The sequence below is a fragment of the Arthrobacter sp. JZ12 genome, assembly GCF_035189165.1.
Taxonomy (GTDB): Bacteria; Actinomycetota; Actinomycetes; order Actinomycetales; family Micrococcaceae; genus Arthrobacter_D.
In genome coordinates, this window is sequence record NZ_CP045246.1 from 2735350 (window position 1) to 2760522 (window position 25173).

General features: G+C 58.4%; 32 protein-coding genes. 19 read left to right on the forward strand and 13 right to left on the reverse strand.

All coding sequences use genetic code 11. The features are described from left to right. Positions 1–512: 512 nt before the first annotated feature. Both GC088_RS12650 and GC088_RS12655 read left to right on the forward strand, forming a co-directional pair. Entirely contained in the window at positions 513–1142 is a 630-nt protein-coding gene (locus GC088_RS12650) for an adenylate/guanylate cyclase domain-containing protein (RefSeq protein ID WP_323959345.1), read from the forward strand. Next, a complete protein-coding gene (locus tag GC088_RS12655) occupies positions 1143–1694 on the forward strand; it encodes a Pycsar system effector family protein (RefSeq protein WP_323959346.1) in 552 nt (183 codons plus the stop codon). It abuts the gene before it with no gap. Positions 1695–1762: 68 nt separating this feature from the next. Here GC088_RS12655 and GC088_RS12660 read toward each other — a convergent pair whose 3' ends face one another. Further along, complete coding sequence (locus GC088_RS12660; protein WP_323959347.1) at positions 1763–2164, reverse strand: hypothetical protein; 402 nt, start codon at positions 2162–2164, stop codon at positions 1763–1765. 39 nt (positions 2165–2203) lie between these two features. On the opposite strand from GC088_RS12660, the gene GC088_RS12665 reads away from it, so the two are divergent. The 4 genes from GC088_RS12665 to GC088_RS12680 all read left to right on the forward strand — a co-directional run bounded on the left by GC088_RS12665 (position 2204) and on the right by GC088_RS12680 (position 5184). Then, on the forward strand, positions 2204–2752 hold the full coding sequence (locus tag GC088_RS12665) for a hypothetical protein (RefSeq protein ID WP_323959348.1): 549 nt from the start codon (positions 2204–2206) through the stop codon (positions 2750–2752). A gap of 94 nt (positions 2753–2846) precedes the next feature. Then, entirely contained in the window at positions 2847–3305 is a 459-nt protein-coding gene (locus GC088_RS12670) for a hypothetical protein (RefSeq protein WP_323959350.1), read from the forward strand. A gap of 84 nt (positions 3306–3389) precedes the next feature. After that, the gene (locus GC088_RS12675) at positions 3390–3641 is read left to right on the forward strand and encodes a hypothetical protein (RefSeq protein ID WP_323959352.1); all 252 of its coding nucleotides are present in this window, start codon (positions 3390–3392) and stop codon (positions 3639–3641) included. Between the two features lie 1132 nt (positions 3642–4773). Beyond that, positions 4774–5184, forward strand: coding sequence for a hypothetical protein (locus GC088_RS12680; RefSeq protein ID WP_323959353.1), 411 nt, complete (start codon positions 4774–4776; stop codon positions 5182–5184). A 65-nt stretch (positions 5185–5249) separates the two neighbouring features. On the opposite strand, the gene GC088_RS12685 is transcribed toward GC088_RS12680, so the two are convergent. Further along, positions 5250–5492 carry a hypothetical protein gene (locus GC088_RS12685; protein ID WP_323959354.1) on the reverse strand — a complete coding sequence of 81 codons (243 nt, stop codon included), beginning with the start codon at positions 5490–5492 and terminating at the stop codon, positions 5250–5252. Positions 5493–5659: 167 nt separating this feature from the next. Here GC088_RS12685 and GC088_RS12690 point away from each other — a divergent pair, with 167 nt between their 5' ends. From GC088_RS12690 to GC088_RS12710, 5 genes are all read left to right on the forward strand, one after another. Then, on the forward strand, positions 5660–5992 hold the full coding sequence (locus tag GC088_RS12690; protein WP_323959355.1) for a hypothetical protein: 333 nt from the start codon (positions 5660–5662) through the stop codon (positions 5990–5992). Between the two features lie 61 nt (positions 5993–6053). Continuing rightward, complete coding sequence (locus GC088_RS12695) at positions 6054–6656, forward strand: RNA polymerase sigma factor (RefSeq protein ID WP_323959356.1); 603 nt, start codon at positions 6054–6056, stop codon at positions 6654–6656. Beyond that, positions 6653–7444 carry a peptidase M56 family protein gene (locus GC088_RS12700; protein ID WP_323959357.1) on the forward strand — a complete coding sequence of 264 codons (792 nt, stop codon included), beginning with the start codon at positions 6653–6655 and terminating at the stop codon, positions 7442–7444. Before GC088_RS12695 ends, GC088_RS12700 begins: the two co-directional genes overlap by 4 nt. Before the next feature lie 203 nt (positions 7445–7647). Beyond that, positions 7648–8004, forward strand: coding sequence for a hypothetical protein (locus GC088_RS12705; protein WP_323959358.1), 357 nt, complete (start codon positions 7648–7650; stop codon positions 8002–8004). 359 nt (positions 8005–8363) lie between these two features. After that, positions 8364–8687, forward strand: a complete 324-nt coding sequence (locus GC088_RS12710; protein ID WP_323959359.1) for a hypothetical protein — start codon at positions 8364–8366, stop codon at positions 8685–8687. A 982-nt stretch (positions 8688–9669) separates the two neighbouring features. On the opposite strand, the gene GC088_RS12715 is transcribed toward GC088_RS12710, so the two are convergent. Next, positions 9670–10116: a hypothetical protein gene (locus tag GC088_RS12715; protein WP_323959360.1), complete on the reverse strand. Its 447-nt coding sequence runs from the start codon at positions 10114–10116 to the stop codon at positions 9670–9672. 873 nt (positions 10117–10989) lie between these two features. Here GC088_RS12715 and GC088_RS12720 point away from each other — a divergent pair. Next, positions 10990–11880, forward strand: a complete 891-nt coding sequence (locus GC088_RS12720) for a hypothetical protein (RefSeq protein WP_323959361.1) — start codon at positions 10990–10992, stop codon at positions 11878–11880. A 41-nt stretch (positions 11881–11921) separates the two neighbouring features. On the opposite strand, the gene GC088_RS12725 is transcribed toward GC088_RS12720, so the two are convergent. Next, on the reverse strand, positions 11922–12164 hold the full coding sequence (locus tag GC088_RS12725; RefSeq protein WP_323959362.1) for a hypothetical protein: 243 nt from the start codon (positions 12162–12164) through the stop codon (positions 11922–11924). A 1260-nt stretch (positions 12165–13424) separates the two neighbouring features. Between GC088_RS12725 and GC088_RS12730 the strand changes: the two genes are divergently transcribed. Further along, on the forward strand, positions 13425–13697 hold the full coding sequence (locus GC088_RS12730; RefSeq protein ID WP_323959363.1) for a hypothetical protein: 273 nt from the start codon (positions 13425–13427) through the stop codon (positions 13695–13697). Positions 13698–13742: 45 nt separating this feature from the next. Here GC088_RS12730 and GC088_RS12735 read toward each other — a convergent pair whose 3' ends face one another. From GC088_RS12735 to GC088_RS12745, 3 genes are all read right to left on the reverse strand, one after another. Then, entirely contained in the window at positions 13743–14030 is a 288-nt protein-coding gene (locus GC088_RS12735) for a hypothetical protein (RefSeq protein ID WP_323959364.1), read from the reverse strand. A gap of 465 nt (positions 14031–14495) precedes the next feature. Next, a complete protein-coding gene (locus tag GC088_RS12740) occupies positions 14496–15221 on the reverse strand; it encodes a hypothetical protein (RefSeq protein WP_323959365.1) in 726 nt (241 codons plus the stop codon). A gap of 413 nt (positions 15222–15634) precedes the next feature. Continuing rightward, the gene (locus GC088_RS12745) at positions 15635–16015 is read right to left on the reverse strand and encodes a winged helix-turn-helix transcriptional regulator (RefSeq protein WP_416377464.1); all 381 of its coding nucleotides are present in this window, start codon (positions 16013–16015) and stop codon (positions 15635–15637) included. A 111-nt stretch (positions 16016–16126) separates the two neighbouring features. On the opposite strand from GC088_RS12745, the gene GC088_RS12750 reads away from it, so the two are divergent. The 3 genes from GC088_RS12750 (at position 16127) to GC088_RS12760 (ending at position 18175) form a co-directional block, all read left to right on the forward strand. Next, on the forward strand, positions 16127–16732 hold the full coding sequence (locus tag GC088_RS12750; RefSeq protein ID WP_323959367.1) for an NAD(P)-dependent oxidoreductase: 606 nt from the start codon (positions 16127–16129) through the stop codon (positions 16730–16732). Between the two features lie 93 nt (positions 16733–16825). Further along, entirely contained in the window at positions 16826–17452 is a 627-nt protein-coding gene (locus tag GC088_RS12755) for a DsbA family protein (RefSeq protein ID WP_323959368.1), read from the forward strand. A gap of 267 nt (positions 17453–17719) precedes the next feature. Next, on the forward strand, positions 17720–18175 hold the full coding sequence (locus GC088_RS12760; RefSeq protein WP_323959369.1) for a DUF2975 domain-containing protein: 456 nt from the start codon (positions 17720–17722) through the stop codon (positions 18173–18175). A 56-nt stretch (positions 18176–18231) separates the two neighbouring features. On the opposite strand, the gene GC088_RS12765 is transcribed toward GC088_RS12760, so the two are convergent. The 4 genes from GC088_RS12765 to GC088_RS12780 all read right to left on the reverse strand — a co-directional run bounded on the left by GC088_RS12765 (position 18232) and on the right by GC088_RS12780 (position 20918). Next, positions 18232–18504 carry a hypothetical protein gene (locus tag GC088_RS12765; protein WP_323959370.1) on the reverse strand — a complete coding sequence of 91 codons (273 nt, stop codon included), beginning with the start codon at positions 18502–18504 and terminating at the stop codon, positions 18232–18234. Positions 18505–18629: 125 nt separating this feature from the next. After that, positions 18630–19418 carry a hypothetical protein gene (locus GC088_RS12770; RefSeq protein ID WP_323959371.1) on the reverse strand — a complete coding sequence of 263 codons (789 nt, stop codon included), beginning with the start codon at positions 19416–19418 and terminating at the stop codon, positions 18630–18632. 624 nt (positions 19419–20042) lie between these two features. After that, positions 20043–20405: a hypothetical protein gene (locus tag GC088_RS12775; protein ID WP_323959372.1), complete on the reverse strand. Its 363-nt coding sequence runs from the start codon at positions 20403–20405 to the stop codon at positions 20043–20045. Positions 20406–20516: 111 nt separating this feature from the next. After that, positions 20517–20918: a hypothetical protein gene (locus GC088_RS12780; protein ID WP_323959373.1), complete on the reverse strand. Its 402-nt coding sequence runs from the start codon at positions 20916–20918 to the stop codon at positions 20517–20519. 48 nt (positions 20919–20966) lie between these two features. Here GC088_RS12780 and GC088_RS12785 point away from each other — a divergent pair, with 48 nt between their 5' ends. Beyond that, positions 20967–21512 carry a hypothetical protein gene (locus GC088_RS12785; protein ID WP_323959374.1) on the forward strand — a complete coding sequence of 182 codons (546 nt, stop codon included), beginning with the start codon at positions 20967–20969 and terminating at the stop codon, positions 21510–21512. 65 nt (positions 21513–21577) lie between these two features. On the opposite strand, the gene GC088_RS12790 is transcribed toward GC088_RS12785, so the two are convergent. Both GC088_RS12790 and GC088_RS12795 read right to left on the reverse strand, forming a co-directional pair. Further along, positions 21578–22480, reverse strand: a complete 903-nt coding sequence (locus GC088_RS12790) for a hypothetical protein (RefSeq protein WP_323959375.1) — start codon at positions 22478–22480, stop codon at positions 21578–21580. A 139-nt stretch (positions 22481–22619) separates the two neighbouring features. Beyond that, on the reverse strand, positions 22620–23030 hold the full coding sequence (locus GC088_RS12795; protein WP_323959376.1) for a hypothetical protein: 411 nt from the start codon (positions 23028–23030) through the stop codon (positions 22620–22622). Positions 23031–23436: 406 nt separating this feature from the next. On the opposite strand from GC088_RS12795, the gene GC088_RS12800 reads away from it, so the two are divergent. Continuing rightward, a complete protein-coding gene (locus GC088_RS12800) occupies positions 23437–23997 on the forward strand; it encodes an RNA polymerase sigma factor (RefSeq protein WP_323959377.1) in 561 nt (186 codons plus the stop codon). Further along, on the forward strand, positions 23994–24797 hold the full coding sequence (locus GC088_RS12805; RefSeq protein ID WP_323959378.1) for a hypothetical protein: 804 nt from the start codon (positions 23994–23996) through the stop codon (positions 24795–24797). Before GC088_RS12800 ends, GC088_RS12805 begins: the two co-directional genes overlap by 4 nt. Positions 24798–25173: the final 376 nt, after the last annotated feature.

Here is a 25173-nt window from a genome sequence, read left to right on the forward strand (position 1 = left end):
GATGAGGAATAGCTCCGAGTCACCCCGCATCTGCTGGGACGTCCGTCGGCCGTAGCAAGCTCTTCCTCGACGCTGCATGTTTGGCTCCCGGCTCCCTCGCCGCAGCAATTGAGCGGCGCTCTTCTTCTGCCTCGTACCGTCCCGCAGAGCGTTCGGCTTACGCAACCCTGGACGACCGGCTAATGCATACGATCCGACCGCATCCCGGAGCCGAGATGCTCTTCTAGTCAGCCCGAGCCTGTCTGATTCCCCGAGACCTGCTCTATCTCGGACCTTAGGTGAGCGGCCGCGATGGGCCGGTACGTCCCGAGCCCTCGATGGCACCATTGAGAGTTATGCCGTGAAAAAATCCGTAGCTGCAGGCGTTAGATAGGGGCGCACCGCTGGATGTCGGAGACCGTCGGTAAGGTCGAGGTACCAGCAGAACTTAGGGGGACAGCTTGTATCCAAGCATCGAAAGCAGCGTCAGCGACATCTTGAAAGAACCTTGGGCCATCACAGATGGACGCGTCGTGCCAAAGACGGAAGACGTTGTGATGAAGAACGGAGGCCGGCGCATTAACGCAACCTACCTGTACGCTGATCTTGCGGGCTCATCCAAAATGGCTAATTCGCTACACAAAGAGACGACTGCCAAAATCATCCGGGCCTACATCAACACGGCCTCACGTATTCTCCGCAACTTTGGCGGTGAGATCAGGAGCTTCGACGGCGACCGGGTTATGGCAATTTTCATGGGCGCGGACAAGGAGACCAAGGCCGTTCGTGCTGCTCTTGCAATCAACTGGGCAGTATTCGAAGTCTTGCGCCCCAAGATCAAAGAAAGCTGGAGTAACGGCGAGAAGTTCGCAAACATCAGCCACGGCATCGGCATCGATACCGGTGAAGCTTTGATCGTCCGCGGCGGTGTTCGTGACCGCAACGACCTCATATCTATAGGTAAAGCGCCAAACCGAGCTGCCAAGCTCAGTGAGATCCGTGATGCTTACCAGCTGACCATTACCTCAGAGGTCTATGAAGCTATGGACAATGAAGTCGCCTTCACGGAAGAAGGTAAAAGGCTGTGGACGCAGGCTTACAGGCGGAATGACAGCGGCGTGAACGAACGAGTTTTCCGCTCCCACGCTTACTGGGGTGTTTGAGTGTTCGGTCGTAGGACTGATGAAGAGATCGCACAGGAGACGCATGACAAGGCCATAGAGACTGCCTGGCGCATCCACGGTGCACTTAGCGACTGGACCGGGAAGGTAGATGCAAAGGCTTCCTTCGCTTTCACCCTGGAGTCAGCCGGTGTCGCGACGGCCATTGCGCTAGCCGACGACAAGCGAGTGTACGACGCTCTTGAAGGTCCAGTGCAAGAAATCCTCTACTTCGGCGGTCTTGTCGCGCTGAGTATCGCTGCTGCATTTTCAGTGTGGGTGGTCATCCCGAGGCTGCGTTTTTTTAAGGTCAAGAAGGAATGGCCGAGCAACTTCATCTACTTCGGCCACCTGAAGTACTGGGACTACGAGATGCTGCCGGGGGCAATAATGGAAAAGGATCTCCTGCCCGTCCTGACGCACCAATTGGTGAAGATGAGCAAGATCTGTTGGCGGAAACATGTTGCTGTAGTGATCTCGATGATCTTGGCAGTGCTGGGCGGTGCCGCCCTCGTGGGTTGCGCCTTTATGGTGCAGTTCGGGTCGACGCCCTGACCAAGCCTCAGAAAAACCGAACCTCGAACGTTCGGTGCTGGATCGTATCCGAGGTTGTCGGAAGGGGGCTATGCGTTTCGATCCTGTGGTTTTGCGCCATGTTCTAGCTGCGCCCAGAGCCGATCGCGGTCATGCCCGGTGACGGCCGCTGCTTCGAAGGTGACGTCCTGGCCTGTCCGAGGGTCAGTGGTAACTAGGCGCCCATTCCGTAGGTCCTTCGCTATCGGCCATTCGGGGCCGTAGTCCTCCTCGAGATATTCGTGCGTCCCATCGAGCCAGTGCACCTGTGTCCACATCTGCTCCTGCTTCAACCACATGAAGGGAAAGGACCGCATAGTCATGACTGCGGTGGTAAGCCATCCCACGGATTCGCCATTCAGCGACAGTTCCCAGACCGCTTCCCGGAAGACGTCTAGGTTCGGATCTTTCGGCCAGTCCGTTTCGTCGAACCATTTATCGAGCCATCCCATACGGCAGTTCGAGCGTGAGAGGCGCCGCATACTGATGGGGTGGAGACGCTGAGTGTGCTGAGCGTGGTGCCTGCGGATGTTGAGTATGAGGGGCTAGCTGCCCCTCAACAGTTCATGGATTTCGCAATCGACGGGCACCTACTGCGTAGGACGCTGCGGGCCGGGACCGACTTGGCGGCGATCGAGCAGGAGGCCACATTGCTGCGTGCTGACTGGCCTCACGCAGCTATCGAACAAATCAACCGGCTTACGCTTGCTGCGCCAGGAGAGTTCAAGGACGGCCGCGTCGCTCTCCTCCTGTGCCCTGTCTGTGGGGATGTCGACTGCGGGACAGTGAGCGCCCGCATCGCAATCGAAGCTGACACGGTCATCTGGGAAGACTTCGGCTGGCAAGACGGCTACACCGAGGAACCACCACAACCCTGGTTGTTCGAGCTTCAGCGGTTCACCTTCGATAAGACGGCGTATCTGAGCTTGATGCAGCGGCTAAGTGAACAATTCACCGAGCTACTACCGCCGGCCCAAGTAGAGCGCGAAGGAGACAGGCGATCGATCAAAGGGTGGCTTCGGCGGCGGCTCAAGTCCTGACACCATCGGCGTGCGGTGAGGGATCCACTTTCTGAAGGGTTAGAACGCCTTGTTACGGGTTAGACTTCCCGAACGTTCTTTCGAGGAGGGTCGATTGTCTGAATCGCAAGTAACGGTCCTCTTCGGAGTTCTGGCCCTGGTCATGGCCTTAATTCTCTTCTTCACCGCCGGTCCTCTGGAGAGGGCGAATCGACCGGCCGCTAAGCGGATCCTCAAGACCTCGCCCAACTTCGAGAAGGCGCGAAGCAGGTTAAGTGCTTCCATTCTCGGCGGTGCGGCTCTTCTCCTGGTCCTGTTCGGGGCTATCGGCGGCTCGCTAATCACTGTGCTTAGAAGTGAGTGGTGGGTAGGGATCTTGGTTCTTCTGTCGGCGCTGCTCCTGATTGTTTTTCGTCGGAGAGTCGCGAAACCCCTTGCGCGGCCGACCGCTTCTATCTATGGCGACCTCAATGACAAGGAGCGCCGCGACGTTACCTCCAGGGTGCTGTTCGGTGTAGGACTCTTCGTGGGGTGGGGAGGGCTTGCTTTAGCCCTTCAGCCATTGGTTCGGTGATTCGGTGAGAGTGCTGGGGGCAGAGTCGTGATCGGCAGTGGGCTGGCAGCAATGAGGAGAGACGGGTTGCCCAATACAGTGCTCTTGACCCTCACCAGCTCGCGGCAGATGACCGCGCCAGAGGAAGTGGTATCGGGGATCGCTTTCATACTCATTGGAGTAGCCTTGTTCCTTTTCAGGAAGCGCATCATCTCCTTTCAGATCGTCGCCATCCAGGAACTGCGGCCATTCAAAGGCCATCTCGCGGCGGTTCAACGACTGCTTAAGATAACGGCTGTGATTTTCAGCATCGCAATCATCCTCATCGGTCTTACGTGGCTTCTGCCCTTCGCCTAGTGAGCTCCCTCGGGAACTAAGCGATGGAGCCGGGTTCGCGGGTGATTGCCCCGCGCGAAGCGCGCGGTGAAGGATCCGACGTGGCTTACTCGCGTCGGCGGGTTCGGCGTTGCTGGAAGGCTTCGGCCTAACGTCGTGGTGCTAGGAGCGGCCGATTTCCAAGATCTTGAAGTCCCGCGGGGACGTCTCCGCTATTCTCTGAGCGAGGCCACGCCGAAATAGCACATGACGGAATGATTGCATGCCGTCACCGAACCATTCCGGGCTCGCGATGACATCTGATCTGCTAGCAAGTACCTCGGTTGAAGGGGCAGGTAAGTCCTGAATGAGTACTGGCATCCACCTCCATGTATTGCATGCGGAGCAGCGTGCGCCTGAGCTGCTGTGACGTGACAGCGCTGCTTTCGTGAGGTCCTCTTCTCTGTACCAAGCTGCCTCGCTTGTCGGAGCAACTATCTGCTTGGCCTCGCCGGGCGGTGTCACATGCCAATGAATAGGAAACATCTCAACCGAGAAGTTCCCCAATATTTCCTCGCCCAAGGCTGAGTCCACACAAAAGGAATCGAACATCCAGTATGGCAACCAGGCACCTGTTGGGTTTGTCATCCCTTTCCGCTGCAAGGTGAGCGATCCAGTTTGCTTCCGCCTAGGTGTGCCGCAAGTGTGGCACCATCCATCTTCGCCGAACATCGGGGTGAGGCCGTACGAATCCTCAGGCCATGGCCACCCGCGATTCCGCTTGAACCTCAGGTTTACAAAATCGCTCAAAGCAGGCTCATTTCGCGAAGATTTTTGGCTATCTAGCAGCACGGACGCTGCCATCTAAGAGAGAGGCCGCAGCGGCACGTTCCAGCATAATCGGCACTCTCAACTTAGCCGGTGACCGATAGGCCCGCCCGAGCAAGCGCACGCTGGAGGACCGCGAAGGCACTGGTAGGTGCGGGTGACGGATCACGTGCACAGGGATTGCTAGTTCATATCGCTTACAGCTAGTAGCTTCGTGAACAGCCGGATCATGGCGACTAGTGAATCTGGGGGTTGGCGAGTAATGGCAGCCGAACGTGCGTCGAGGGTGTCATCGACACGGCCTGCGGTGAGTCGTCGTTTAAGGCCAGGCTTCTTTCTCGCTAACGTGGCGAACCTGGTCGTTGTCCTATCTCTCGTTGCGCTCACTGTGGTCTACGCGAGCAGGGTCGTGGGTTGGATAAACCAGTACGAGGCAAGGGGTTTGAGAGTAGACAACGATCTAGGCCAAAGAGGTCTTGCGATCATCGGCCTGTTCTCTTTCCTGCTGATCGGCCTCGCGTTCTTGTCATGGCTCAATCTCAGACTGTTCAAGCCGATAGGCTTCCTGCTGCAGTCTCTTGTGTGGCTCTTTGTCCTAGTTGGGGCGGGAATGGGCTGGATGTCTGGCGCCTGGGGTGGAATGGCGCCGACGGTTAAAACGTGGATTCAAATCATCTGTCTGGTGGGGATCACTCTGGACCTGGTGATGTTCACAGCCTCGAAGGTGTACCTCAAAAATAGAGTCTTGAGCGGGTAAGGAAGAAGGGGTTCCTCCCCCCAAACTTTCGATCCCTCAGTACAGTGAGGGAAGCCTACAGCAACCTATGCCGGGTTGCCGTCCTGATCTTCCGGGTTCTCCCGTCGACGGGATAACCATTTCTGACGATACTCGTCCGTTTCATCTGCTTGTCTGCTTCCCCAGGTGACGCCAAGCGATACGCCGATGGAGACTGCAATCAAGGTGCCGAGCAATGCGGCCGGTTCCGATCCCCACAAGCGCTCGACAAGAACTATCAAACCGACGAGTAAGGCCACAGTGATCAGCCACTTCACAACCTTGATCATTTGACGATGATAGGTCGCGATTGGTGACAGTCGAGCCGAAATTGGATCGTGCGGTGAGGGATCGAAGCTGGAGTGCAAGACCGGCTAGGAGTCTGCTCTATTGCGAGTGCATCACGTTCTCCGGCCAGCGATCACGCCCAGTCGCGTGAATGTCTACCGTGTTGCACATGCGCGCATCAGAAACTGTTCATGCCGAGAACCAAGACTTCCTTGATTCACCGTTTTATCGGGTCAACTTTTGGGAACAAGCCTCACCGCCGCGCGGCTGGATGCTGGATGCCTACGTCCTGAGCGACGTCGAGGATCTAACCGAAGTGCAACGGTGGATTGAAGAAAACGCTCGCGGACGTCGATTCGAGCTTTTCGTCGAGATGCAGCAGGAGCCCGTGAAGCCTTTCGCCAGTCCGCGTAAGAGTGGACTCATCCGACTACTTGGAAGTGATCCCAACGCTGGAGAACCCGTCCATATCACCGCTTCGCTCCCGCCTGGGGTGCGGTGAGGGATCAGCTTTGTTCACCGAGGGTGTGAAACTTTCCGTGCCCTGCCGGACACTACAGGGTATGGGAGAGTCCGATTCTGACGAAGCTGCGTTGTGGGCGAGCAGCTTGGCAGGCGATGGGAATGCTTTCGGTGCCTTGTTTGATCGGCACCGGGAGCGGGTTCATCGGCATGTCTGCTATTTCCTTGGCAGTGCACGGGATGCTGAAGATGTGGCTGCGACCGCTTTCCTGGAGCTGTGGCGCCGGCGTCAAGACGTGCGGCTTGTTGAGGGCTCGGTGCTGCCATGGCTGCTGGTGACGGCGACCAACGCGGCTCGCAATTCCCGGCGTGCCACCATCCGGTATCGCGGTCTTCTCGATGAGCTTCCTCGGAGCAGGAACTCAGCGCCGGATGCTGAAGAGGACTATCTGGAGCAGTCACCTTTAGACGCGGTGCATCAAGACCTGGTCCTCGCTTTGCGGTCACTGAAAGCGAAGGATGCGGAGCTGTTTGCCCTGGTCGTCATTCAGGGATACCCCATCTCCATGGCGGCGCACATGGTGGGCCTGACAGAGGGTGCTGCGAAGACGCGGATCCGCCGCGCAAGGATAAGGCTCCGTTCCTGTCTTGAGGGACATCCGGAGTTGGCTCGGGTCGAGGCCGCAGAAGGAGCACGATCATGAAGACAGATCCCATGGACCAGGTGTTCAGCGAAGCGCTGCGGGCTCATCTCGTCCGTCAGGTCACGGAGGAAGGGACTACTGCAGCACGGCGTCGGCGCCGGCGTCTTTGGCTCGGGGTGGGCGCCTTTGCCGGTGCCGGCGTACTCGGTGGAGTGGGCGCGGCAGCGGCCGGGTTCTTCACCCTTCCGGGAAGTGATGTGATCACCGAACTGTCGGGGCCAGTGGACGGCGTTTATACCGGTTCGGCGAGCATTGATCTGGGTCCTGCCCCTGAAGGCAGCACCCACATCTCTGTGAAGGTCACTTGTTTGAGTCCGGGCACTTTGTTCCTGGACGAGGCAGGCACGATCACCTGTTCACCTTCCGATATCGGCAGCCCCAGCAGCGTCAGCGAGGCAGACGCCCTCCCAATCTCCACGGGGAACAATTCAGTTGATATCCGCACACAAGAAGCGGATATGCGCTGGAGAGCAGAAGCTCGCTACATCAACAGAACCCCCACCGAACTTGGGGTGAATGAGAAAGGCGAAACCTACGGCGCAGCACATAACTCGCAAGGTGTCGCTCCTGACCTTGTTGCTGTCATAGCAACCAACGGACGGACCGGCTACGCGTACTCGGACGCCCTGAACGTGCAACCCCAATTCGATAGCCCAGAAGAGGCAATCGCCTGGCAGGAAGAACATCGCGGCGAAGAGTTCCCGATACCTGTCTACGAATCGGACGGCGAAACAGTCATCGGAGAATTCATCGTCTCTGGCCCACCGGAGCTGGCAGACCTCCCCTAAGCACCTGGCGACTGCCCCTAGCTGTGACCACTGGCCGTCCGATGTCTCAGATCACCTTGGCACGTTCGACCGACCTCACCATGGGCACGTTGTGGGATCGTTCGAACGTTCTCACAGGGTCGGGCAGGTAGAGCTGGTCTAGCTGGTCTTCGGGTTCGTAGGCTTCACCCGAGGGCTGTGAAGAGTTTCGTACTACTTAAGGGATGACCGGGGGGCACATGCAGCGGCACGAGGATCTGGATCCCGAACCTCGAGGCTGGCTCGAAAAGGCTCAAGACTTCAACATCCCGACCTTCGTCGTGATCGGCTTCGCGGTCCCGGTCTCTCTTTCCTTACGAGAGGCCATCGGTTTCTGGCCGGCCGTTGCCCTCGTAACTCTTGTTTCCATCTCGGTAGTCCTGCTACTTGGAAGAATCTTGCGACCGCAGCAACTGAAGCGAATAGCTGCCGACGCCGAGCGGGGTCTTTTTGAGTGTGCACATCGAGAAAGAGGATCAACGCTCAGAGGAAGGTGGGTGCTCGGCTATGTGAAAGCCGAGCCGGGCAAGTTTCTGTTCTAACAGAAAACAGGGACATTGGGCCCTCTAGTTGGACCTGTGGAGGTTTATCGCCAACCACGAGTAATTAGTGAGCCAGTCGAGGCCGCATGGGGTGTTTTCCCAGGAGGGAAAGTAGTGGAGGTGGCAACTGATAGAGGCGAAGTTGAACTTGCAGCATCAGACGCCAGTTTGAAGCTACTCATCGACCGCACAGGCGAAATTTGACCGTGTAAAGATTTCGCACGACATCATCATCTGATCGTGCGGTGAGGGATCGAAGCTGGAGTGCAAGACCGGCTAGGAGTCTGCTCTGTTGCGAGTGCATCACGTTCTCCGGCCAGCGATCACGCGCAGTCACGTGAATGTCTACCGTATTGCACATGCGCGCATCTGAAACTGTTCATGCCGAGAACCAAGACTTCCTTGATTCACCGTTCTATCGGGTCAACTTCTGGGAACAAGCCTCACCGCCGCGCGGCTGGATGCTGGATGCCTACGTCCTGAGCGACGTCGAGGATCTAACCGAAGTGCAACGGTGGATTGAAGGAAACGCTCGCGGTCGTCGGTTCGAGCTCTTCGTCGAGATGCAGCAGGAACCTGTGAAGCCTTTCGCCAGTCCGCGTAAGAGTGGGCTCATCCGACTTCTTAGAAGTGATCCCAACGCTGGAGAACCCGTCCATATCACCGCTTCACTCCCCACCTGAGGAGCTGTGAAGGATCCCTAATTTCCGCGGTCAATTAGGAATCACTAGGTTGGTAAGCCCGGGCATCTAGTTGGGCACGCTGGTGGTCAAAGTAGGATGCTCTGTCATGAACACGTCGTACTGGGATGTACCGTGACTACTTCCGTACTCATGCCGCTGATCTTTGGCTCGATCCTTTTGAGCATGGGTGCCGTGTCTGTCTTCGCTCGAGCTAGATTGTCCGCCTTCGGAGCTCGCGCATCGGCTGCTATGAGTTCCTCGGAGGACTCGTACGAGAAGGCCTACAGTCGCAGGCTCCGCTATGGGTTGATCTCCGGGCTAATTCTGATGCTGGTGGGGGCGGGCTTCCTTGCCGCTGCGCTAATTAGCCTGTTCTTGCAATAGCTCCGGAGGGAATCGGAACGCCTTGAGGCCGTGGCCCAGTTGACCATAAGTAGCGAGCCCGGGCATACGTGCCGCTTCAGGCAGTGCCCTCTGAGGGATCCGTGTAACGCAAACTGAGGGCTGGCTGCTATTGACTTTGCGGGGCTGGCTGCTTTGCAGTGTGGATTGAAACGAATGCCACGATCCCACAACACAGCGCTACACCTATAGCTGCGAGGGAAAAGTAGTGTGCAAATGCGAGCAGTGTGTATGACGCGTATGCGAATAGAAGGACTGACAAGGCGCCAACCACGGATGCCAGTGTCAGCACCGATTGCCTTCGAGACGCGGGTTCAAGCTTCGGGATCCGCTGGGAAGAGTTCGTAAGGACTGCCCTGACGATCTGTATACCGAATGCCAGTGCGGTCAGAGTTATCAGGACGGCAATCAAGGCAGATGGAGATGTCTGCGAGAAAAAGCCGACTACGAGCATCAGAATGATGCTTCCTATTAGTGGCTCGGTCCGGACGTTCCCCATTGTCGTCATGTTGCCATGCTAACTACTTCCAGATCGACGTGATTGGACACCCCCGAGACACGGGCGGTGAGGGATCCGCTGTCAGGCGGGTGTTATTTCGCCGAACTGTATTTTGACGGGGCATCCGAGGGTTTTGGCGTACGAGCGTTCCAGGCTGTTGATTTCATTGTCTGACTCAAGAGATCGGTCCAGCAGTAATTCGACGCTTGATCCATCGGGGGCGAGGGCGAAGCCATTTATCGCCGGATCCGACTTCATCAGCTCCTCCCCCTTGGCTCGTACAGATCCTGGGGAGCAGGTAGTGCGTTCAACGGCAATCTGCACATCCGGGAAGCGCGCCAATATGCTCTGCAGCTGAGCGTCGACAGGACCATCCCAGTGAATGACGACCTTCGTCCCGTCTACTACTTCTACAGAGGCGAGTCGTTCGTCCTCTTGCAACGCGCCGCTTAACTCGCTCGCCGCAAGGGATACCTGCTCATCGGCGGGTACCCCCTCCCCTACTTGAAATGAGCGATGGTTCCCCATGGTGGGAGCCTCCCGCGGGGCTGTGGGAGCGAGAGACTCCGGGGATGGGCCAGGCGAGGTTGAGTCGGCTGCCGCGCAAGCAGTTGCACCCAGGAAGATACTCGCCATCAGGAATCGCCGAAACTTCACGCCACACCCCCATGTGCTCACTAACCGCCGTTCCCCAAAGGTATCCCAGAGACACGGCGCTTAGGGCAGAACGGTGGAGGATGAGCGCCGGACACTGCATTCAACGGCAACCTGCGCAATGTAATCTCCGATGTGGGTGCACAAGTAGCCATGGGGAGGCGCAGTGAGCGGAAATACAGGATCTGAGGGAACCCGAGACAACAGAACTTGGGACGAACTACCTCAACATCGGAGACGATTCTGGGGCTGGTTGATTTTCCTACTATTGCTCGCAGCCCCTGTAGCTCACTTCCTGCTGCAGCTGCTTGGCGTTTCGTCCTTCGTCGCCTCGGTGATCGTTGTGACCGCAGTGGTATTCGTTCTGGTTCCTCTTGGGAGAGCAGCTTGGCGGGAACTAAAGCAGCGCAGGGCAAGTGGCGAGGAAGTTTCTCCAAAGATCAGCGGGCGAGTAGTAGTCGCCTGGTTTGTGGGCGCGGCGGTCCTGTGGGGTGTTTTCGGTCCCCTAGCCATATCGCGAGGCCCCCTCGTCGTCCTACTTCCTTCATTCATCACAGCTACTGCCATTTGGCGCCTGTCGCAGTGGAGGGATCAACGCAGAAAAAACCCGAATACCTCAACAAGCAAATAACCAAGCACCCGGCACCAAATCCGGTCCTCCAGCACCTGCGCGCTCAAGGATCCTGCTCTAAAGCGGCTCGCGAAGCTTACACTCGTTGAAATTCGGTTTAGGTGAGGAGCTTTTTGTTGGATCTGCAGGAGATGGCCAAGAAGACGCGTCTAGCCCGTCGAGATCCTGGGGCCAAGCAGCGTGCCTTGTCCAAGTTTCTACTCGCTCAGGAGCCGGAGTCGATCGTTCAGCTTCACGAAGCAGTCACGGAAGCCGCCGAACGGATTCGCAGCAAATGGCAGGACAGAGAAGGTCCACGAAGGTTGTTCGAGAGCCAGATGTCGATGGCCTTTGCATCGGGAAACGGGCGGGCAGGCGGCGCGCCGCCCATGGTCGGTGGCTTCACCCCTAGTGCCGGGCCCAGCTATGACGAGTGGCTCTGGGGTTGGTGCATCCATCAGGTTCTCCTGGGCAACCTCGACCCGGAGGACGGACACTTCGACAACGGATTACCGCCCCTGCAGATCATTGACTACTTCGAGGGCATGATGGGACCTGGCCTGCTGGATGGCTTCCGCGATGCGTACGAGGAACGAACCGGGCAATCATGGCCGTTGAAACCACGCCAGGGTGTCGCCTTCCTCTTCTACCAAGAACAACAGGAACATTCCCTAGAACCCATTCAGCTATACCGGGCCAGCCTTCGTGAACTCACTGCCCACATCAATGGATGTAAACAGTGGCGAACGTGGTGGATGAGCGGTCCTCTGACGTCATTGGAGTTCGGCATTGTGGAGACTGATCAGATGCTCGAGGGAAACGTACCCACGGAGATCAGCTTGAGCAGAACCGGGCTAGCCGTCACCGCGGTCCTAACTCCAAGCCGCGACAGAATCGCGAACGCGAATGGAGACCACGACGTCCGGGCTGTAGCTGCAGAAGACGTGCTGCAACTGCTCGAAGAAGTGAGCTCCAATCACTCGTTCGACCTGAAGATGCCTCAACTGGACAATCCTCGGTTGAGTTAGCCCGCTGAAGAGCCTGCACTTTGAGGGATGCCTACAGCAACCTATGCCGGGTTGCCGTCCTGATCTTCCGGGTTATCCCGTCGACGGGATAACCATTTCTGACGATACTCGTCCGTTTCATCTGCTCGTCTGCTTCCCCAGGTGATGCCAAGCGATACGCCGATGGAGACTGCAATCAAGGTGCCGAGCAAAGCGGCCGGTTCCGATCCCCACAAGCGCTCGACAAGAACTATCAAACCGACGAGTAAGGCCACAGTGATCAGCCACTTCACAACCTTGATCATTTGACGATGATAGGTCGCGATTGGTGACAGTCGGGCCGAAATTGGATCGCGCGGTGGAGGATCCGATGTGAGGGTGCCGGTGCCCTACCGTTTCCTTGATCTGCATGCTTCAGTTCACTTATGCCAGCTGAACCTCGACGAACGCGCGCAGCAGCAAGCGCCAGCCCTGATTTGAAGCGCAGAATCCGGCGGCTTACCTACTTCGGAGCAGTCTGGGCACTCGTTCTACTCATCTTCAGCTTTTTGCCGATCGGATCCGAACCATGGGTTTGGGTCAAGGTGGCCGTCCTCGCAGTCGGCACGGTTGTTTTCGTTACCTTGGTAGCCCGCTTCTCCTTATGGCAGCGAAATGAGTACTGGCGGGAGCGCGGTAGGAATCCGCAGCATCCCGATCGCCCATCCGGTGCATGATCGAGCCGCACCTACAAGCTCCAGGTTGTCCATCGCCGGGGGCGAGCGATGGAGGATTGGCAAGTCGTTAGGAGTATCTGCTGGTCGCAAGCGCCTGGTCCTGATGAATGGCACTGTTGGACGGTGACATTCAGCTCTAGTCTGACCGTCAACGACTAATCGCGACTTTGGAGTGCCACTTGGAGAACCGCAGTGCCGCTTTCTCTGTCCCCTTTCCCGAGGCGCGGAAATCCAGGGCAGTCGCGGTAGCTACCTTTGTGCTTTTCGTCGTCTTCTGGGTTACATGGGGATTCGGCCTATACGGCCCTCCCGAGATGGCAGACCTACCTCTGCGCACCCTAGGGCTAATCCCCTTTGTGCTTTTCGTGGGATGCCTCGTTTATCAGTGGAGATTGCAAAAGAAGCTCGGGCCGCTGATCAACGAACGCTTCGCTACCGCATTCTTCGCTCACACCAGCGAACGGTATCCAGCTGACGTGAACATTCTGAAGGTCCAGCGATCCGTAGCCGTCCAGAGACAGGATGGATCTGTATCTGTCTGGGGTATTGAACGTAAAAAGGACACCATCAGAGCCTTCCCTCTCTGAGCATCCTGTGGCTTCACTCCATCGTGTGCGGAGAGGGATCGACCAGGAACGCAAAAGGCAGGTTGCGCTTACCCACGTCCTCTTATGCCCGGAATTTATTTGTTGAGCAGGTTCTTTTTCGGAGGTTGAGTAGCCCTAGTGGAGCGGCTCCTGGTCTATCGATTTCGGGATGTGATGGTCGAGCTCCAAGCGGAACCGTCGCCACTGAGCATTCTGGTGGATAAGCTCTGCCCATTGGGCGCGCATTGAAAGCAGGGGGCAAATGAAGGACTGGGTTCATCCGTATGTACGACGTGGCCGGTACATCTTCACCGTCGGCATCCTGGGCTGTATAGGTGCCCTAATCGTTGCCCCTCTGCTTTACTTTCAGGAACCAACCCGCGATCACGCACTGATAGCACTAGGGGTCCTTGTTATCGCTCCTGTAGGCATCGTCCTATCAATCAGGGAGATTAGACGACTGCCCTACGTCTTCAGATATGAAGAGGCGGAGGAAGAAGAGAGAACACCCACTTCTGAGGAGAAGGATCGCTAATTTGCTGGGCTTTGAGGGATCGACTCCGCGAGCCGGATGCCATCCTTAGGCTGCGTTCGGATCATCTCCGATAAGCCGAACGAGCTTGCTCCTTCTTGGGTGCTGGAATGACTCGTTAGGTTCGTCGTCGAGCTCCACGAACAGCTCAAATTGACGCCCATGCGCGTTCTCCTCCACCCATCCGAGAACTTCCGTGAGGTCCTGGGCATCGACCAGTATGTGTCCGTCGAGGTTCCAAGATCCAATGTGCGAACCTTGCCAGAAATTGACGCGATACTTCGGTGAGCGAAGTACGTTGCGCGGTTCAGCATGAACAGTTTCAAAATCACGCATGCCAGGAGTCTACGAGGCGCACCGAGCCCAAAAGCCCGAACCGCGCCATGCCCGCTGAAGGATCGCTCCTGAATGGGGTGCAACTCATCGATGTTCCCAGAGCAATCGGTTATTGATGATGTTGGTCGGCACGGTCGACTTCTGGATGCGTAGCTGCCCAAGCTTGCAACGCATTGTTGTATCCGCCGAGGAGCGGACCGCCCTGGTCGGGCACGCTCTGCGCTTCAATCAATCCTGATGGCATGCTCGGCCAGAAAGATCGGTCTGCCGATCTGGCTTTCTTACTCATCTTTTTTGATTAGGCCTCTCTGGGTCCACGAAACTGAAAGCCCGGCCGCACTTACTTCTCTGTGCGGCCGGGCTCCGAAAGTGCTTGTGGCTGATTTACGGTCTTTACCGTGGGACTCCTCGACCGCTGCCGCGAGGCGGCGGGAGGCACTCGCCTCGTTTCAGCGGGCCTCCGCGCTAGACGGTGAGGGTGATGTTGTACCACTTCTTGTTGGCGTCTTCCACCGTCTCGTGAGTATTCACCGGGACGATCATGACCACGTAGTCCCCGACCGGCAGTTCTGTGCTGACGCTGATCGGGAAGCTGATGAGCCCATTTTGGTCGGCAACTGCGATAGGTGAGCCCTGGATGTAGTTGTAGTCCGTCTGTGGCTTACCGAGCATGACGTAGACCTGCTCCGCCGGCTCATATTCGCCGCCGACAACGGTAAGGGTGCCACCTCGCTGCATGGACAGCGATGGCGTCGGCACTGAGTTCGGGAGTGGCTCAATCGTCTGGTTCAGGAAATAGGCGGGGTCGCTGTGTGGCAGATTGGGGCCGACCGTCTGCGGCGGCGTCTGGTTCACAGGCGGCAACTCCGGGTTCGGCTCTCCGTGCGGCGGCGGCACGAACGGGTCGTGCGGCCCTACCGGCAGCGGCTCGATGGTCGGGACAGGTTCCTCCGGCGTCTCGGCCGTCTCGGTGGGCTCCTGTTCGGGAGTCGGTTCGGGTGCCGGTTCGGGTGCCGATTCGGGCTCGGGAGTGTTGGTCTTCTCGGTGGGCTCCGGTGAAGGTGTAGTCGACGGAGACGCGGATTCCGACGATGCAGCGCGGGTGTTGGGTTCTTCGGCTGGGGCGCTGCCGCAACCTGCGAGAAGGGCTACGGCCAGAGCGAGACTGGTGACGGATGTCAGCTTGGACAAGGGCGTACTTTCGTGAAGAAGCGGATAGGTGTGGTGGCGGAGAATCGCCGAGGCAAATGACCCTGCTGTGCTGCATCCCCCAAAGCGGACGCTACCGGGGAAAGGCCCTAGTCAACAGCACAAAATGATCACGTAAGCGAACCGTTATGGACCGCGGCCCAATCGTTGCTCAGCAGCATTGAGGAGTGGAAGGACCCGGCATCACATGTGCTGCGCAGATCCTGCAACTTCGGTGCTCTAGGAGAATGCGCAATTTCCCTGGCGTAGCGGATGCCACGGAAGGTGAGGTACAGGTGTGCTGTGCAGTTTCGCACGCAAGAAGTGCGGTCAGGGCGGTGGCACTTCACCTGCCCGTTGAGGGATCCAACGCTGGTTAGCGGTTGGCGAGCCACCGAGAATTCTGGGCGGTTCGACTAATCGCCTGCGAGGATGGCCTCGTCGCGTGCGCTGTCATACCTGTCGCGTGCCTCCAGAATGGTGGGGACGTGGTGTTCTGCCCAGTCCCGTAGTTGCGCGAGCGGGCCCAGAAGGGACCGGCCCATCTCGGTGAGTTCGTAGTCGACTCGCGGTGGCACCTGTGGGTGGACCGTGCGGGTGACGAGCCCGTCACGCTCCAGCGCTCGGAGTGTCTGGGTGAGTACTTTCGGTGTCACGGAGCTGACCATGCCTCGGAGGTCGCTGAATCGGACCGGCCCGTCTGCCAACACCTGGATCACAAGGGAAGCCCACTTGTCCCCAATGCGCTGGAAGATGACACGCGAGGGGCACCCCGGGTCAAAAATGCTCACCGCCATTCCATTAGTATCCATCAGGTTCCTCAGTACCTTTGAAGCGATCAGTATCCAAAAGATACTCTCATGGTGCATCGAAAACAGCAACCAATCCCTACCCTGAGGAGAGCACCCTTGAAGATCGCCGTATATGGAGCCACCGGTATGATCGGCCGCGAGATCGTGACCGAGTCTCTGAGCCGAGGCCACGAGGTAACCGCCATTTCCCGCAAGGCCACCGAAGTCCCCGGGGCCACGGCTCATGGTGCAGACCTGGCTGACGTCGAGGCTTTCACTGAAGTGGCCAACGGACACGATGTCGTCGTGCTGGCAACAGGACCGAGCCGCACCGGAGGCAGCCACGAGGAATGGCTTTCCGCGATGAACTCCGCCTACACCAACGCCGCAGGCACCCGGCTGATGGTCGTCGGCGGGGCCGGGGCCTTGAAGATCGACGGCGCCCGACTGGTCGACAGCCCCGACTTCCCCGCAGCGTACAAAAACGAGGCCCTGACCCTCGCCGCCGCCTACGACGCCCTCCAGGACGCCCCCGCGGCCCTGGACTGGACCATGCTCGCCCCGGCACCACTGATTACCCCGGGTGAGCGCACCGGCAAGTACACCACTGCCACCGACACGCCCGCCGGCGACAGCATCTCCACCCAGGACTACGCCGTGGCCATGCTCGATGAGATCGAAAGCCCCGCCTACCCTCGGGCGCGCTTCACCGCCGCAAACTAACGGCACACACCGCCGGGGCTGAACCGGCACGGCAGGTGGGGCCGAAACGGTCCCACCTGCACTCCCATGAACACAAGCCCTCCTGGAGAAACAATGACCAGCACGCAACTGACCTACGTCTTCGACGCCTACTGCGGATGGTGCTACGGGTTCGGCCCCGCGCTCCATGAACTCGCACAGGACCCCGACATCAACATCACCGTCATCAGCGGCGGACTCTTCCACGCCGTCAGCATGAACGAGATGCCGCACATCCCTCAAGCCAACGAGCGGATCAGCGCCCTCACCGGAGTCCAATTCGGACCCGCCTACCAGGCCGCCCTCGCAGACGGCTCTTTCGTCATGGACTCCGACGACGCCGGCACCGGCCTGGTCTCACTGAAAGAAGCATCCGGAGGCAGGGACGTGGAAATGGCAGGAGCCATGCAGCGCGCCTTCTACCGCGACGGACTAAGCCTCTCGGGCGTCACCGCCTACCAGCGCATCGCCGCCGAGCACGGCCTCGACACCGAACTCGTCACCCGCCTGTTCCTCGACCCCAAGACACGCGACACAGCCCTCGCCGAACAGGAACAAGCCGCCGCACTCGGCGTCCACAGCTACCCCACCCTCCTGGCACACACCCCCAGCGGCCTGGTCAAAATCGGCAGCCCCGTTGCCACAGCCGAACAACTGCGCACCAGCATCGAACGTCTACACGCCGTGACGACAAAGATCTAAGGACGCGAACGAGGTAGCCCTAGAAGTAGTCGGAATCTCAAACGCGCCCGACACCTTCGACAAACCGGTGCAACTGCGCGTTGAAGGATCCCGGTGGTCCGGCTGCAGTTACAGGTGAATCACGGTTCAGCGGATACCTAGCTCCTCCTGAATTCAGCGAGTAGCTTCGTAAGGAGCCCGTTTGTGATCGGCTGTTCAAACCTTGGGGGGCTGGCTTGTCATGGCACACAGACGTGCTTTATTGCCGATGGTCGAGTTGGATGCAGCATGAGCAGACACCAAGTGGCACTCGCCCGCATCCTGCTCGGAGCACTTGCTGTCGGAGCGGTTTTGGCTCAAGCCGTGATCGTTCCGCAGCTCGCGTCTGACTACGCCGAGCGCTTCCCCGAGGTTGCACATCTGGAGGCGCCGTACGTCCTCGCGGTCGTAGTCGCTCTCGCCTTCTTTGAGGTTGCCCTGCTTGCCGCCTGGCAGCTCCTCGCCGCCGAAGGAGGTGAAAGGGAGCCGGTCAGGAAAGCGAAGCCCTGGACCAACATCGGGATGGCATGCCTTTGTCTCATGGCATTGATCTTCGCCGGTATCTGCGTACACGCCGGCTCCGTCGCAAAGGTCGGCGGGCCGGCGATGTTATTCGGTTTGGTCACCTCAGTTGCATTCATCGCAACAGTGCTCGCGCTCAGAAGCAAGGCAACCACCCTCGCACTCGAGAAAGGTGCCGAGTGAATCTCGCCATAGTCCTGGATGTCAGGTGAGGGATCCTACGTTTCTCTAAGCTGCTGTTATTCCTCGCCGGCGTAGCGGCGGCGCAGGCTCTCCAATTCAGCACTGATCTTGGCGATCCTGTAGGGCGAGAGCCGGTCAAGTGACAGGTGGCGGACATTCCTCGCTTCTAGAGGGGTGCAATCGAGCAACTTGGCGATCTCTGAGTCCAGGTCCTCGTAAGGGGTGCTTTGAACGATTCGGATCAATTGTTCGGCCGCTTCTCCTGCTCGTTGCTGAAGTGCGAACTCATCAATCTGCTGCTCTACGCGAGCGAGATCAGAGGATTCCATTTCTTCCTTTCAAGCAAGGATGGAGGCTCAGGCTGGTCACAGCAATGACCCTAGCCCACAGGAAATACGCATCACGATAGCGCTAACGACGCGTTCGGTGAGGGATGGATTGTGGGCGGCACGAGTTAGCGTCTGCGAGGGAAGAGGGAGTAAAGCCGCTTTCCGGTTAACCAGACGAGGAATACAGCTAAGGCTGTATGGGGTATGAGGAGTGCTTCGGCGTCGTCCCGGGAATAAGGGGTGCTGCTGTAGATCATGCGCAGCCGCCCGGGAGTGTTGGAGATGCCCGACAGCCAGAGCGCGGGTTCGATGACGAGCCAGACCGAAAGAGCGGTCGCGGTCAGGAGACCAGTCATCATCGCTGCTCCAAGCAACGTGTCCTTGAGAGGCATCCTCCCTCCGGAATGCTTTGGTGGCCCTTCTTTCCGGCGCGGACGGATGTAGCTCGGCGGATCGAAATGTCGGTCCTCTCCTACAGGATCGACGTCGATTGCGTTGTCACCTACAAGCTCGTTCCGCAGTAGTGCCAGGCTCCGATCGTTATGTCGCAGCACCATTGAGGCCATCCCACCCATATCCATGAAGGCCAGGATTGGTGACAATCGGATGTCTCCGTTCGCCTTTTGCCAGGCAAGGTAACCGGTACTGGTCACATCGACAACTGCTGACCGGGCGACGGTGCGGTCACGCAAGAAGCCAAGGATTTTGACGTGTGTGGGCGAAACGCGGACGCCTAAGCGCCAGTTCCGCCAGCTGAACACCAGAAGGAGACCAATGATCAGCACGAAGAATGCGAGATCGGGTGCCGACTCAAACATCGAACCGATCGCAGGATCGAACAAGGCGACCGCAAGGAATATGACGGTGCACGCGAACATGGCTATACGCGTAATCAGCTGAGGTCGCATGGTCATAGCGCCTTCTAGCATCGGCGCTACCTCCATTGCCGTATCCGTAGCCAGACCAAGATATTAGCGGGCAAACATCACAATGCACGTTTTCTGTTTGAGCGGTGAGGGATTATGTACAAGACCGCCTCAACCGGCGAGATGATAGTGACATGCCGATCAGGATCGCTGAGATACGCGAGGAATGTGAATACCGTCCGTTCCCGAATGGATCACCGAGAAGGAAGACAAGCGCATCTTCTCAGGAGAATCTTTCGGTCGAAGCGGAGATGCATGGGCCACGGTCTTCTCAGCTCAGCTGGTCACCGAGGACCGGCTCCTCGGAGTGCTAGGTCAACACCTTGGCCGCTTCAGCCGGTTCCTACCTTCTGCCGCGATGCCCATCGGTGATGAATTGTGGCTGAGGGTTTGTTTCCCAATCTTCAGGGAGACAGACCAACGTTTCAAACGCGGAGACCGGCACCTAGCCTTCGTGCAGGACCGGCTTGATCGCAGTGCGGTCGAAAACTACATCAACTACCGGATAGCCGAAGTCGCTAGTCGTTGAAGCTTGTCGGCAACCTTCAACATACTCGAGCAGCACTTTCACGTGTGCGATCCCTGGGATGACTCAAGCGAATTGGAAGATGGTCAGAAAATTCGCCAGGGCGGCCGGCTGCCCCATAGCCCTTGATCGATCATCTCCCGGATGGCCTTCAGTACGTGAGGGTGAAGCAGGGGACGCGTCTCACTGAGATCTACAACGGGTTCAAAATAGCGAGTCTGCGCGATCTCATTGGTAGCCCGAAGGACGCTCAAATCCTCCTCGCTCAGATGCTCCTGGAAAGCAATTTTCTCAATCGCTCCCTGACTCTTCCCGAAGTAAATAACGGCGGAAAGACTGAACAGTACGTGATCGAACGAATCCCGTATCAGTCTTCTCTCGCTCCAGCTATGGAGCGAACCATCGGGGTGCGGCTCGTTCTCAATGACCACCAAATCAGAGCGTCCCATCGTCTCCCCCGGTAGATCGCACTACTACTCACCTGACTTCTCGACCACTGTAGCGATACCACCCGGGATGCGGACGATGAGGGAGTGGATTCGACGTCGCCCGGAAGGGGGCTATGCGTTTCGAACCTGTGGTTCTGCGCCATGTTTTAGCTGCGCCCAGAGCTGATCGCGGTCATGCCGGGTGACGGCCGTTGCTTCGAAGGTGACGTCCTGGCCTGTCCGAGGGTCAGTGGTAACTAGGCGCCCATTCCGTAGGTCCTTCGCTATCGGCCATTCGGGGCCGTAGTCCTCCTCGAGATATTCGTGTGTCCCATCGAGCCAGTGCACCTGTGTCCACATCTGCTCCTGTTTCAACCACATGAAGGGAAAGGACCGCATAGGCATGACTGAGGTGGTGAGCCATCCCGCGGATTCGCCGTTCAGCGACAGTTCCCACACCGCTTCCCGGAAGACGTCGAGGTTCGGATCTTTCGGCCAGTCCGTTTCGTCAAACCATTTATCGAGCCATCCCATACGGCAGTTGTAGCAGTTCGAGCGTGAGAGGCGCCGCATACTGATCGGGTGGAGAAGCTGAATGCGCTGAGCGTCGTGCCGGCGGAGGTTGAGTATGAGGGGCTAGCTGCCCCTCAACAGTTCATGGATTTCGCAATCGACGGGCACCTCCTGCGGGAGACGCTGCGGGCCGGGACCGACTTGGCGGCAATCGAGCAGGAGGCCACATTGCTGCGTGCTGACTGGCCTCACGCAGCTATCGAACAAATCAACCGGCTCACGCTCGCCGCGCCAGGAGAGTTCAAGGACGGCCGCGTCGCTCTCCTCCTCTGCCCTGTCTGTGGGGATGTCGACTGCGGGACAGTGAGCGCCCGCATCGCAATCGAAGCTGACACGGTCATCTGGGAAGACTTCGGCTGGCAAGACGGCTACACCGAGGAACCACCACAACCCTGGTTGTTCGAGCGTCAACGGTTCACCTTCGATAAGACGGCGTATCTGAGCTTGATGCAGCGGCTAAGTGAACAATTCACCGAGCTCCTACCGCCGGCCCAAGTAGAGCGCGAAGTAGACAGACGATCGAACAAACGGTGGCTTCGGCGTCTAGGCTTCTGAACCTCGGGCGCGCGGTGAGGGGTCAGCTTGAGCGACGGAAAAGGATAGCTCGAGCGGCGGTCGCTCTATTCGGCTTTGGGCAGTTCGACGGTGAAACCGTATTTGTTGTGTACTTTGTGGAACATGACGTCCAGATCCGTGATGACCAACTGGCGGACATCAGCCTCTCCGGCTTCTAGAATCCGGTCGAGATTTGGGATGACGGTTGTCGTCACGGTCAGGCCGAGCTTTCTCATTCGGGTGGAGGTAGGGGTAGCACTTGTGTGCATGGCGGTTGCGCCTGGGTAGAGTGCGTAAGTCTCAGCGATGCCGAACTCAAGCGAACGTAGAGGTCCACTTAGCCACCAGCGTCGCCATGTGGCGGACTCGTTCAAGTCCATGGTTACTTCGCGGGCGGTCGCACGGTAGAGCTGTACTGGATATGGAGCGTGCTCGCGCTGTTCACCATAGATCAGGAACTCTCGATCCTCCTCACGGGGAGAGAGCGGCCATAGAGTGTCGGTGCTGCGTTCGTATGCCGATTGGAAGTCATGGTGAAAACTCTTGATGCCGATCATGCCGGTGAAGTACTCCATCACATCCGGCCAACCGGTCCGGGGTTCGAATTGGTCATCCGGTACAGGAGTGTTGCCGGCGAGAACCTGATACAAGCACCAACCCCTAATCCACTGCTCGTAGTCGGACGGAACCGACTTCGGGAAGCGCCCCAACAGCGGTGGTGCCCCAGGGAAAGGATCCTGCGGGCTACTCCCCTGATCGTCTACGTGCTTCGCAGTGAACAGGGCCCTCGGTTCAGGCCTTGCATTCCATTCTTCATACACGTCCGAAGCGCGCTGCAGGGCTTGCTGGTAGAGATCGATGATCGTTTCGGGAGCCAAGGAGCGCAGCTTCTTGACCAACGCATCCGACTGTGGCGCGGGATCGCGGTTCCATAGTCGTGCCTCTTCCACGAAATCCTCAAGGCGCACAGTTTTTCCCTCTCCCGCAATAACGACATTACTGGATGCGGAAACATGATCGCCCTACCCTGCCGCTTGTCAGGTTTCATGAGCACTGTTCGGTGAGGGATGGCCTAAGTGTGTGCTGTGGAGGGAACGCCAGTCGCACTCAGGCCGAGTAAACGCGGAATGTGGTGCCAGTCCTGCAGGATTCAGGAAGGGACTCCGTTAGCTCCGGCCTCTCGCTGTATCCGCCGCCGAGGGAGATTTCGTCCCCGATGGTGACTGTCGCGAAGCCCATGTCGAGGGCTCCTGCCTCATTGAAATGCGTACCTGCCGGGAACTCGATGTTGAAGACTTTCCCGTCGAGGGCATGTCCTTGAAGGCAGTTATCGTCTCCGACGCGAAGAACGCCCCGAAATAGCGCCTCCGGCCCCGACTTGCCGTCCCGTTCTGATTCAGAGATGAGAAGAATAACGGTATCTGATCCATTCGTGCCTGCGACTTGTCCTGAGCCGCAGGCAGTAAGAGTGAAGGCACAGAGCACTGTCAGAGCGAGCAGCCGTCGACGAACTCCCATGATCGATCTCCACCAAGCACTTGTACATGTAGTGCTGCCAGTGCACCACGAGATGACCGTGTTTGATACTGGATGTGCATAACGATATGCGGACGATGGACGTCAATTATTGGCCGGTCTAAGACTGCCTGTCGGCCGCGTGGCCAGCACCCTGAAGTGCGGGTGCGATGAGGGATCCTGCACCGTGCGTCTGACTGAGCCAGCATTCCGCGGCCCACCGTTTCTCAGGGCAGCGGGTCGCGCTTTCTCTTGCGAACGCATTGTCTTAGGCGCCTCGGGCCAGGTTGGCCGCCACAGCCGGTGAGGCGCGCCCTAGTTTTCGCTGCATCCCGTTTCTTCAGGATTGACGGTAGGAAGATTGGGTCACTTGAGACACACTTCTACTACTTCCGGACATGTATCGGTTATGAGCCAAGCTTCGCGCCCCCCTGACCGGGAGGAAACCTTCCGAGCGCTGTACGAATCCGCTTATTCGGATCTGATCCGGTTCGTGCAGCGCCGAGCGCACCCAGATCATGCGGAAGACGTCGTCGCAGACGCGTTCCTTGTTGTCTGGCGCCGGTTGAATGACGTGCCGAACGATCAGGACGACGCGCGGGCATGGATCTACGGCATCACAAGGAACATTCTGTTGAACAGCAACCGGAGCGAGCTGCGTCGCCAGGCGCTTGGGGTCCGGCTTGCAGATGCGATGGCCTTCTCCGACGACTCCAGCGCGGACCTGGCCGCAACCCGGGTCGATCTTGCTCGAGCCTGGCACCGCTTGTCCGAAGTTCATCAAGAGGCGCTGAGCCTTGCGGTCCTAGAGGAGCTCACGGCCCCCCAAGCAGCTGCAGTACTCGGCATTTCGCCGGTTGCATTCCGGCTCCGGCTCAGTCGCGCCAGACGAGCGCTTCAACTCCACCTCGACCACCTGCCACAGGCGACACCCCTGCCAGCCGAACTCGCCGGAAGGACACCACGATGACCAAACTTCACGACATCGACCCCATTCTTCGGTCCCTGGACCCCGCAGACAGCACAACCCACCGAGCCGACTCACCCCGTGCCCGAGCTGATCTGCACAGAATCCTCAACACAGACCCGGTTACCGCTGCCTTCCCGCAGGCTCAGAAATCACGGCCCCTGCGCAAGTTTGTCCTGATCGCAGGAGCGGTGGCGGCAGCAACCGTAGCCGCCACCGTCGTGCCTTCCCTTACTCAAAGCAGCGATCCAGCTTTCGCAAGCTGGACAGCAGAGCCGGCCAGCATAGAGGACGAGCACAATCAGTCAGAAGCCGCCGATTCATGCCGGGATTCTCAGCGGGACACCGGCGACGGCATGTATGCGGACGACCTAGACCTGGCGCATATCGCTATCGCCGAGCGGCGCGGCGTTTGGACCACAGTCGTTCTCGGTGGCCCAAACGGCTTCTCCGCAATGTGCATCACCGATGACTCCACTTCCTTCTTCGGCAATGCCATGATCGGTTCGATTGGCAGGGCCGCCGATCCCTCGACCCTGAACGCTCGAGAGCTAAAAGCCCTCAGTCTGGGAACCGGGACCATGAGCGCCGGTGACATATCCCTGGCGGCCGGCATCGCCGGCACCGACATCATCGGCGTCTCCTACAACAGTCCAACCCTGGGAGAAGTAACCGCCACAGTAGCCCGAGGCCACTTCGCGCTCTGGCTACCCGGTGACGAACTCAAAGACGCCAGTAACGGACTCGATGTCACAGTGACCTACTCCGACGGGAGCACCGGCATGCACAGGCTCAGCCTCTAGTTGTACCGATGCATCCCTCACCGCCCGTGTCTCGGGGGTGTCCGATCACGTCGATTTGGAAGTAGTTAGCATGGCAACATGACGACAATGGGGAACGTCCGGACCGAGCCACTGATAGGAAGCATCGTTCTGATGCTCGTAGTCGGCTTTTTCTCGCAGACATCTCCATCTGCCTTGATTGCTGTCCTGATAACTCTGACCGCGCTGGCATTCGGTATACAGATCGTCAGGGCAGTCCTTACGAACTCTTCCCAGTGGATCCAGGATCCTGAACCCGCGTCTCGAAGGCAATCGGTGCTGACACTGGCATCCGTGGTTGGCGCCTTGTCAGTCCTTCTATTCGCATATGCCTCATACACACTGCTCGCATTTGCAC

What these genes read in the sequence shown, in the direction of transcription:
- GC088_RS12705 (WP_323959358.1), top strand. Translation starts at nt 7,648, where the DNA reads ATGACCGGGGGGCACATGCAGCGGCACGAGGATCTGGATCCCGAACCT.
- GC088_RS12700 (WP_323959357.1), top strand. Translation starts at nt 6,653, where the DNA reads ATGAAGACAGATCCCATGGACCAGGTGTTCAGCGAAGCGCTGCGGGCT.
- GC088_RS12795 (WP_323959376.1), bottom strand. Translation starts at nt 23,030, where the DNA reads ATGGGAGTTCGTCGACGGCTGCTCGCTCTGACAGTGCTCTGTGCCTTC.
- GC088_RS12805 (WP_323959378.1), top strand. Translation starts at nt 23,994, where the DNA reads ATGACCAAACTTCACGACATCGACCCCATTCTTCGGTCCCTGGACCCC.
- GC088_RS12725 (WP_323959362.1), bottom strand. Translation starts at nt 12,164, where the DNA reads ATGATCAAGGTTGTGAAGTGGCTGATCACTGTGGCCTTACTCGTCGGT.
- GC088_RS12660 (WP_323959347.1), bottom strand. Translation starts at nt 2,164, where the DNA reads ATGGGATGGCTCGATAAATGGTTCGACGAAACGGACTGGCCGAAAGAT.
- GC088_RS12690 (WP_323959355.1), top strand. Translation starts at nt 5,660, where the DNA reads ATGCGCGCATCAGAAACTGTTCATGCCGAGAACCAAGACTTCCTTGAT.
- GC088_RS12735 (WP_323959364.1), bottom strand. Translation starts at nt 14,030, where the DNA reads ATGCGTGATTTTGAAACTGTTCATGCTGAACCGCGCAACGTACTTCGC.
- GC088_RS12775 (WP_323959372.1), bottom strand. Translation starts at nt 20,405, where the DNA reads ATGGGACGCTCTGATTTGGTGGTCATTGAGAACGAGCCGCACCCCGAT.
- GC088_RS12730 (WP_323959363.1), top strand. Translation starts at nt 13,425, where the DNA reads ATGAAGGACTGGGTTCATCCGTATGTACGACGTGGCCGGTACATCTTC.
- GC088_RS12770 (WP_323959371.1), bottom strand. Translation starts at nt 19,418, where the DNA reads ATGACCATGCGACCTCAGCTGATTACGCGTATAGCCATGTTCGCGTGC.
- GC088_RS12685 (WP_323959354.1), bottom strand. Translation starts at nt 5,492, where the DNA reads ATGATCAAGGTTGTGAAGTGGCTGATCACTGTGGCCTTACTCGTCGGT.
- GC088_RS12755 (WP_323959368.1), top strand. Translation starts at nt 16,826, where the DNA reads ATGACCAGCACGCAACTGACCTACGTCTTCGACGCCTACTGCGGATGG.
- GC088_RS12760 (WP_323959369.1), top strand. Translation starts at nt 17,720, where the DNA reads ATGAGCAGACACCAAGTGGCACTCGCCCGCATCCTGCTCGGAGCACTT.
- GC088_RS12780 (WP_323959373.1), bottom strand. Translation starts at nt 20,918, where the DNA reads ATGGGATGGCTCGATAAATGGTTTGACGAAACGGACTGGCCGAAAGAT.
- GC088_RS12745 (WP_416377464.1), bottom strand. Translation starts at nt 16,015, where the DNA reads ATGGCGGTGAGCATTTTTGACCCGGGGTGCCCCTCGCGTGTCATCTTC.
- GC088_RS12695 (WP_323959356.1), top strand. Translation starts at nt 6,054, where the DNA reads ATGGGAGAGTCCGATTCTGACGAAGCTGCGTTGTGGGCGAGCAGCTTG.
- GC088_RS12800 (WP_323959377.1), top strand. Translation starts at nt 23,437, where the DNA reads ATGAGCCAAGCTTCGCGCCCCCCTGACCGGGAGGAAACCTTCCGAGCG.
- GC088_RS12765 (WP_323959370.1), bottom strand. Translation starts at nt 18,504, where the DNA reads ATGGAATCCTCTGATCTCGCTCGCGTAGAGCAGCAGATTGATGAGTTC.
- GC088_RS12710 (WP_323959359.1), top strand. Translation starts at nt 8,364, where the DNA reads ATGCGCGCATCTGAAACTGTTCATGCCGAGAACCAAGACTTCCTTGAT.
- GC088_RS12715 (WP_323959360.1), bottom strand. Translation starts at nt 10,116, where the DNA reads ATGGGGAACCATCGCTCATTTCAAGTAGGGGAGGGGGTACCCGCCGAT.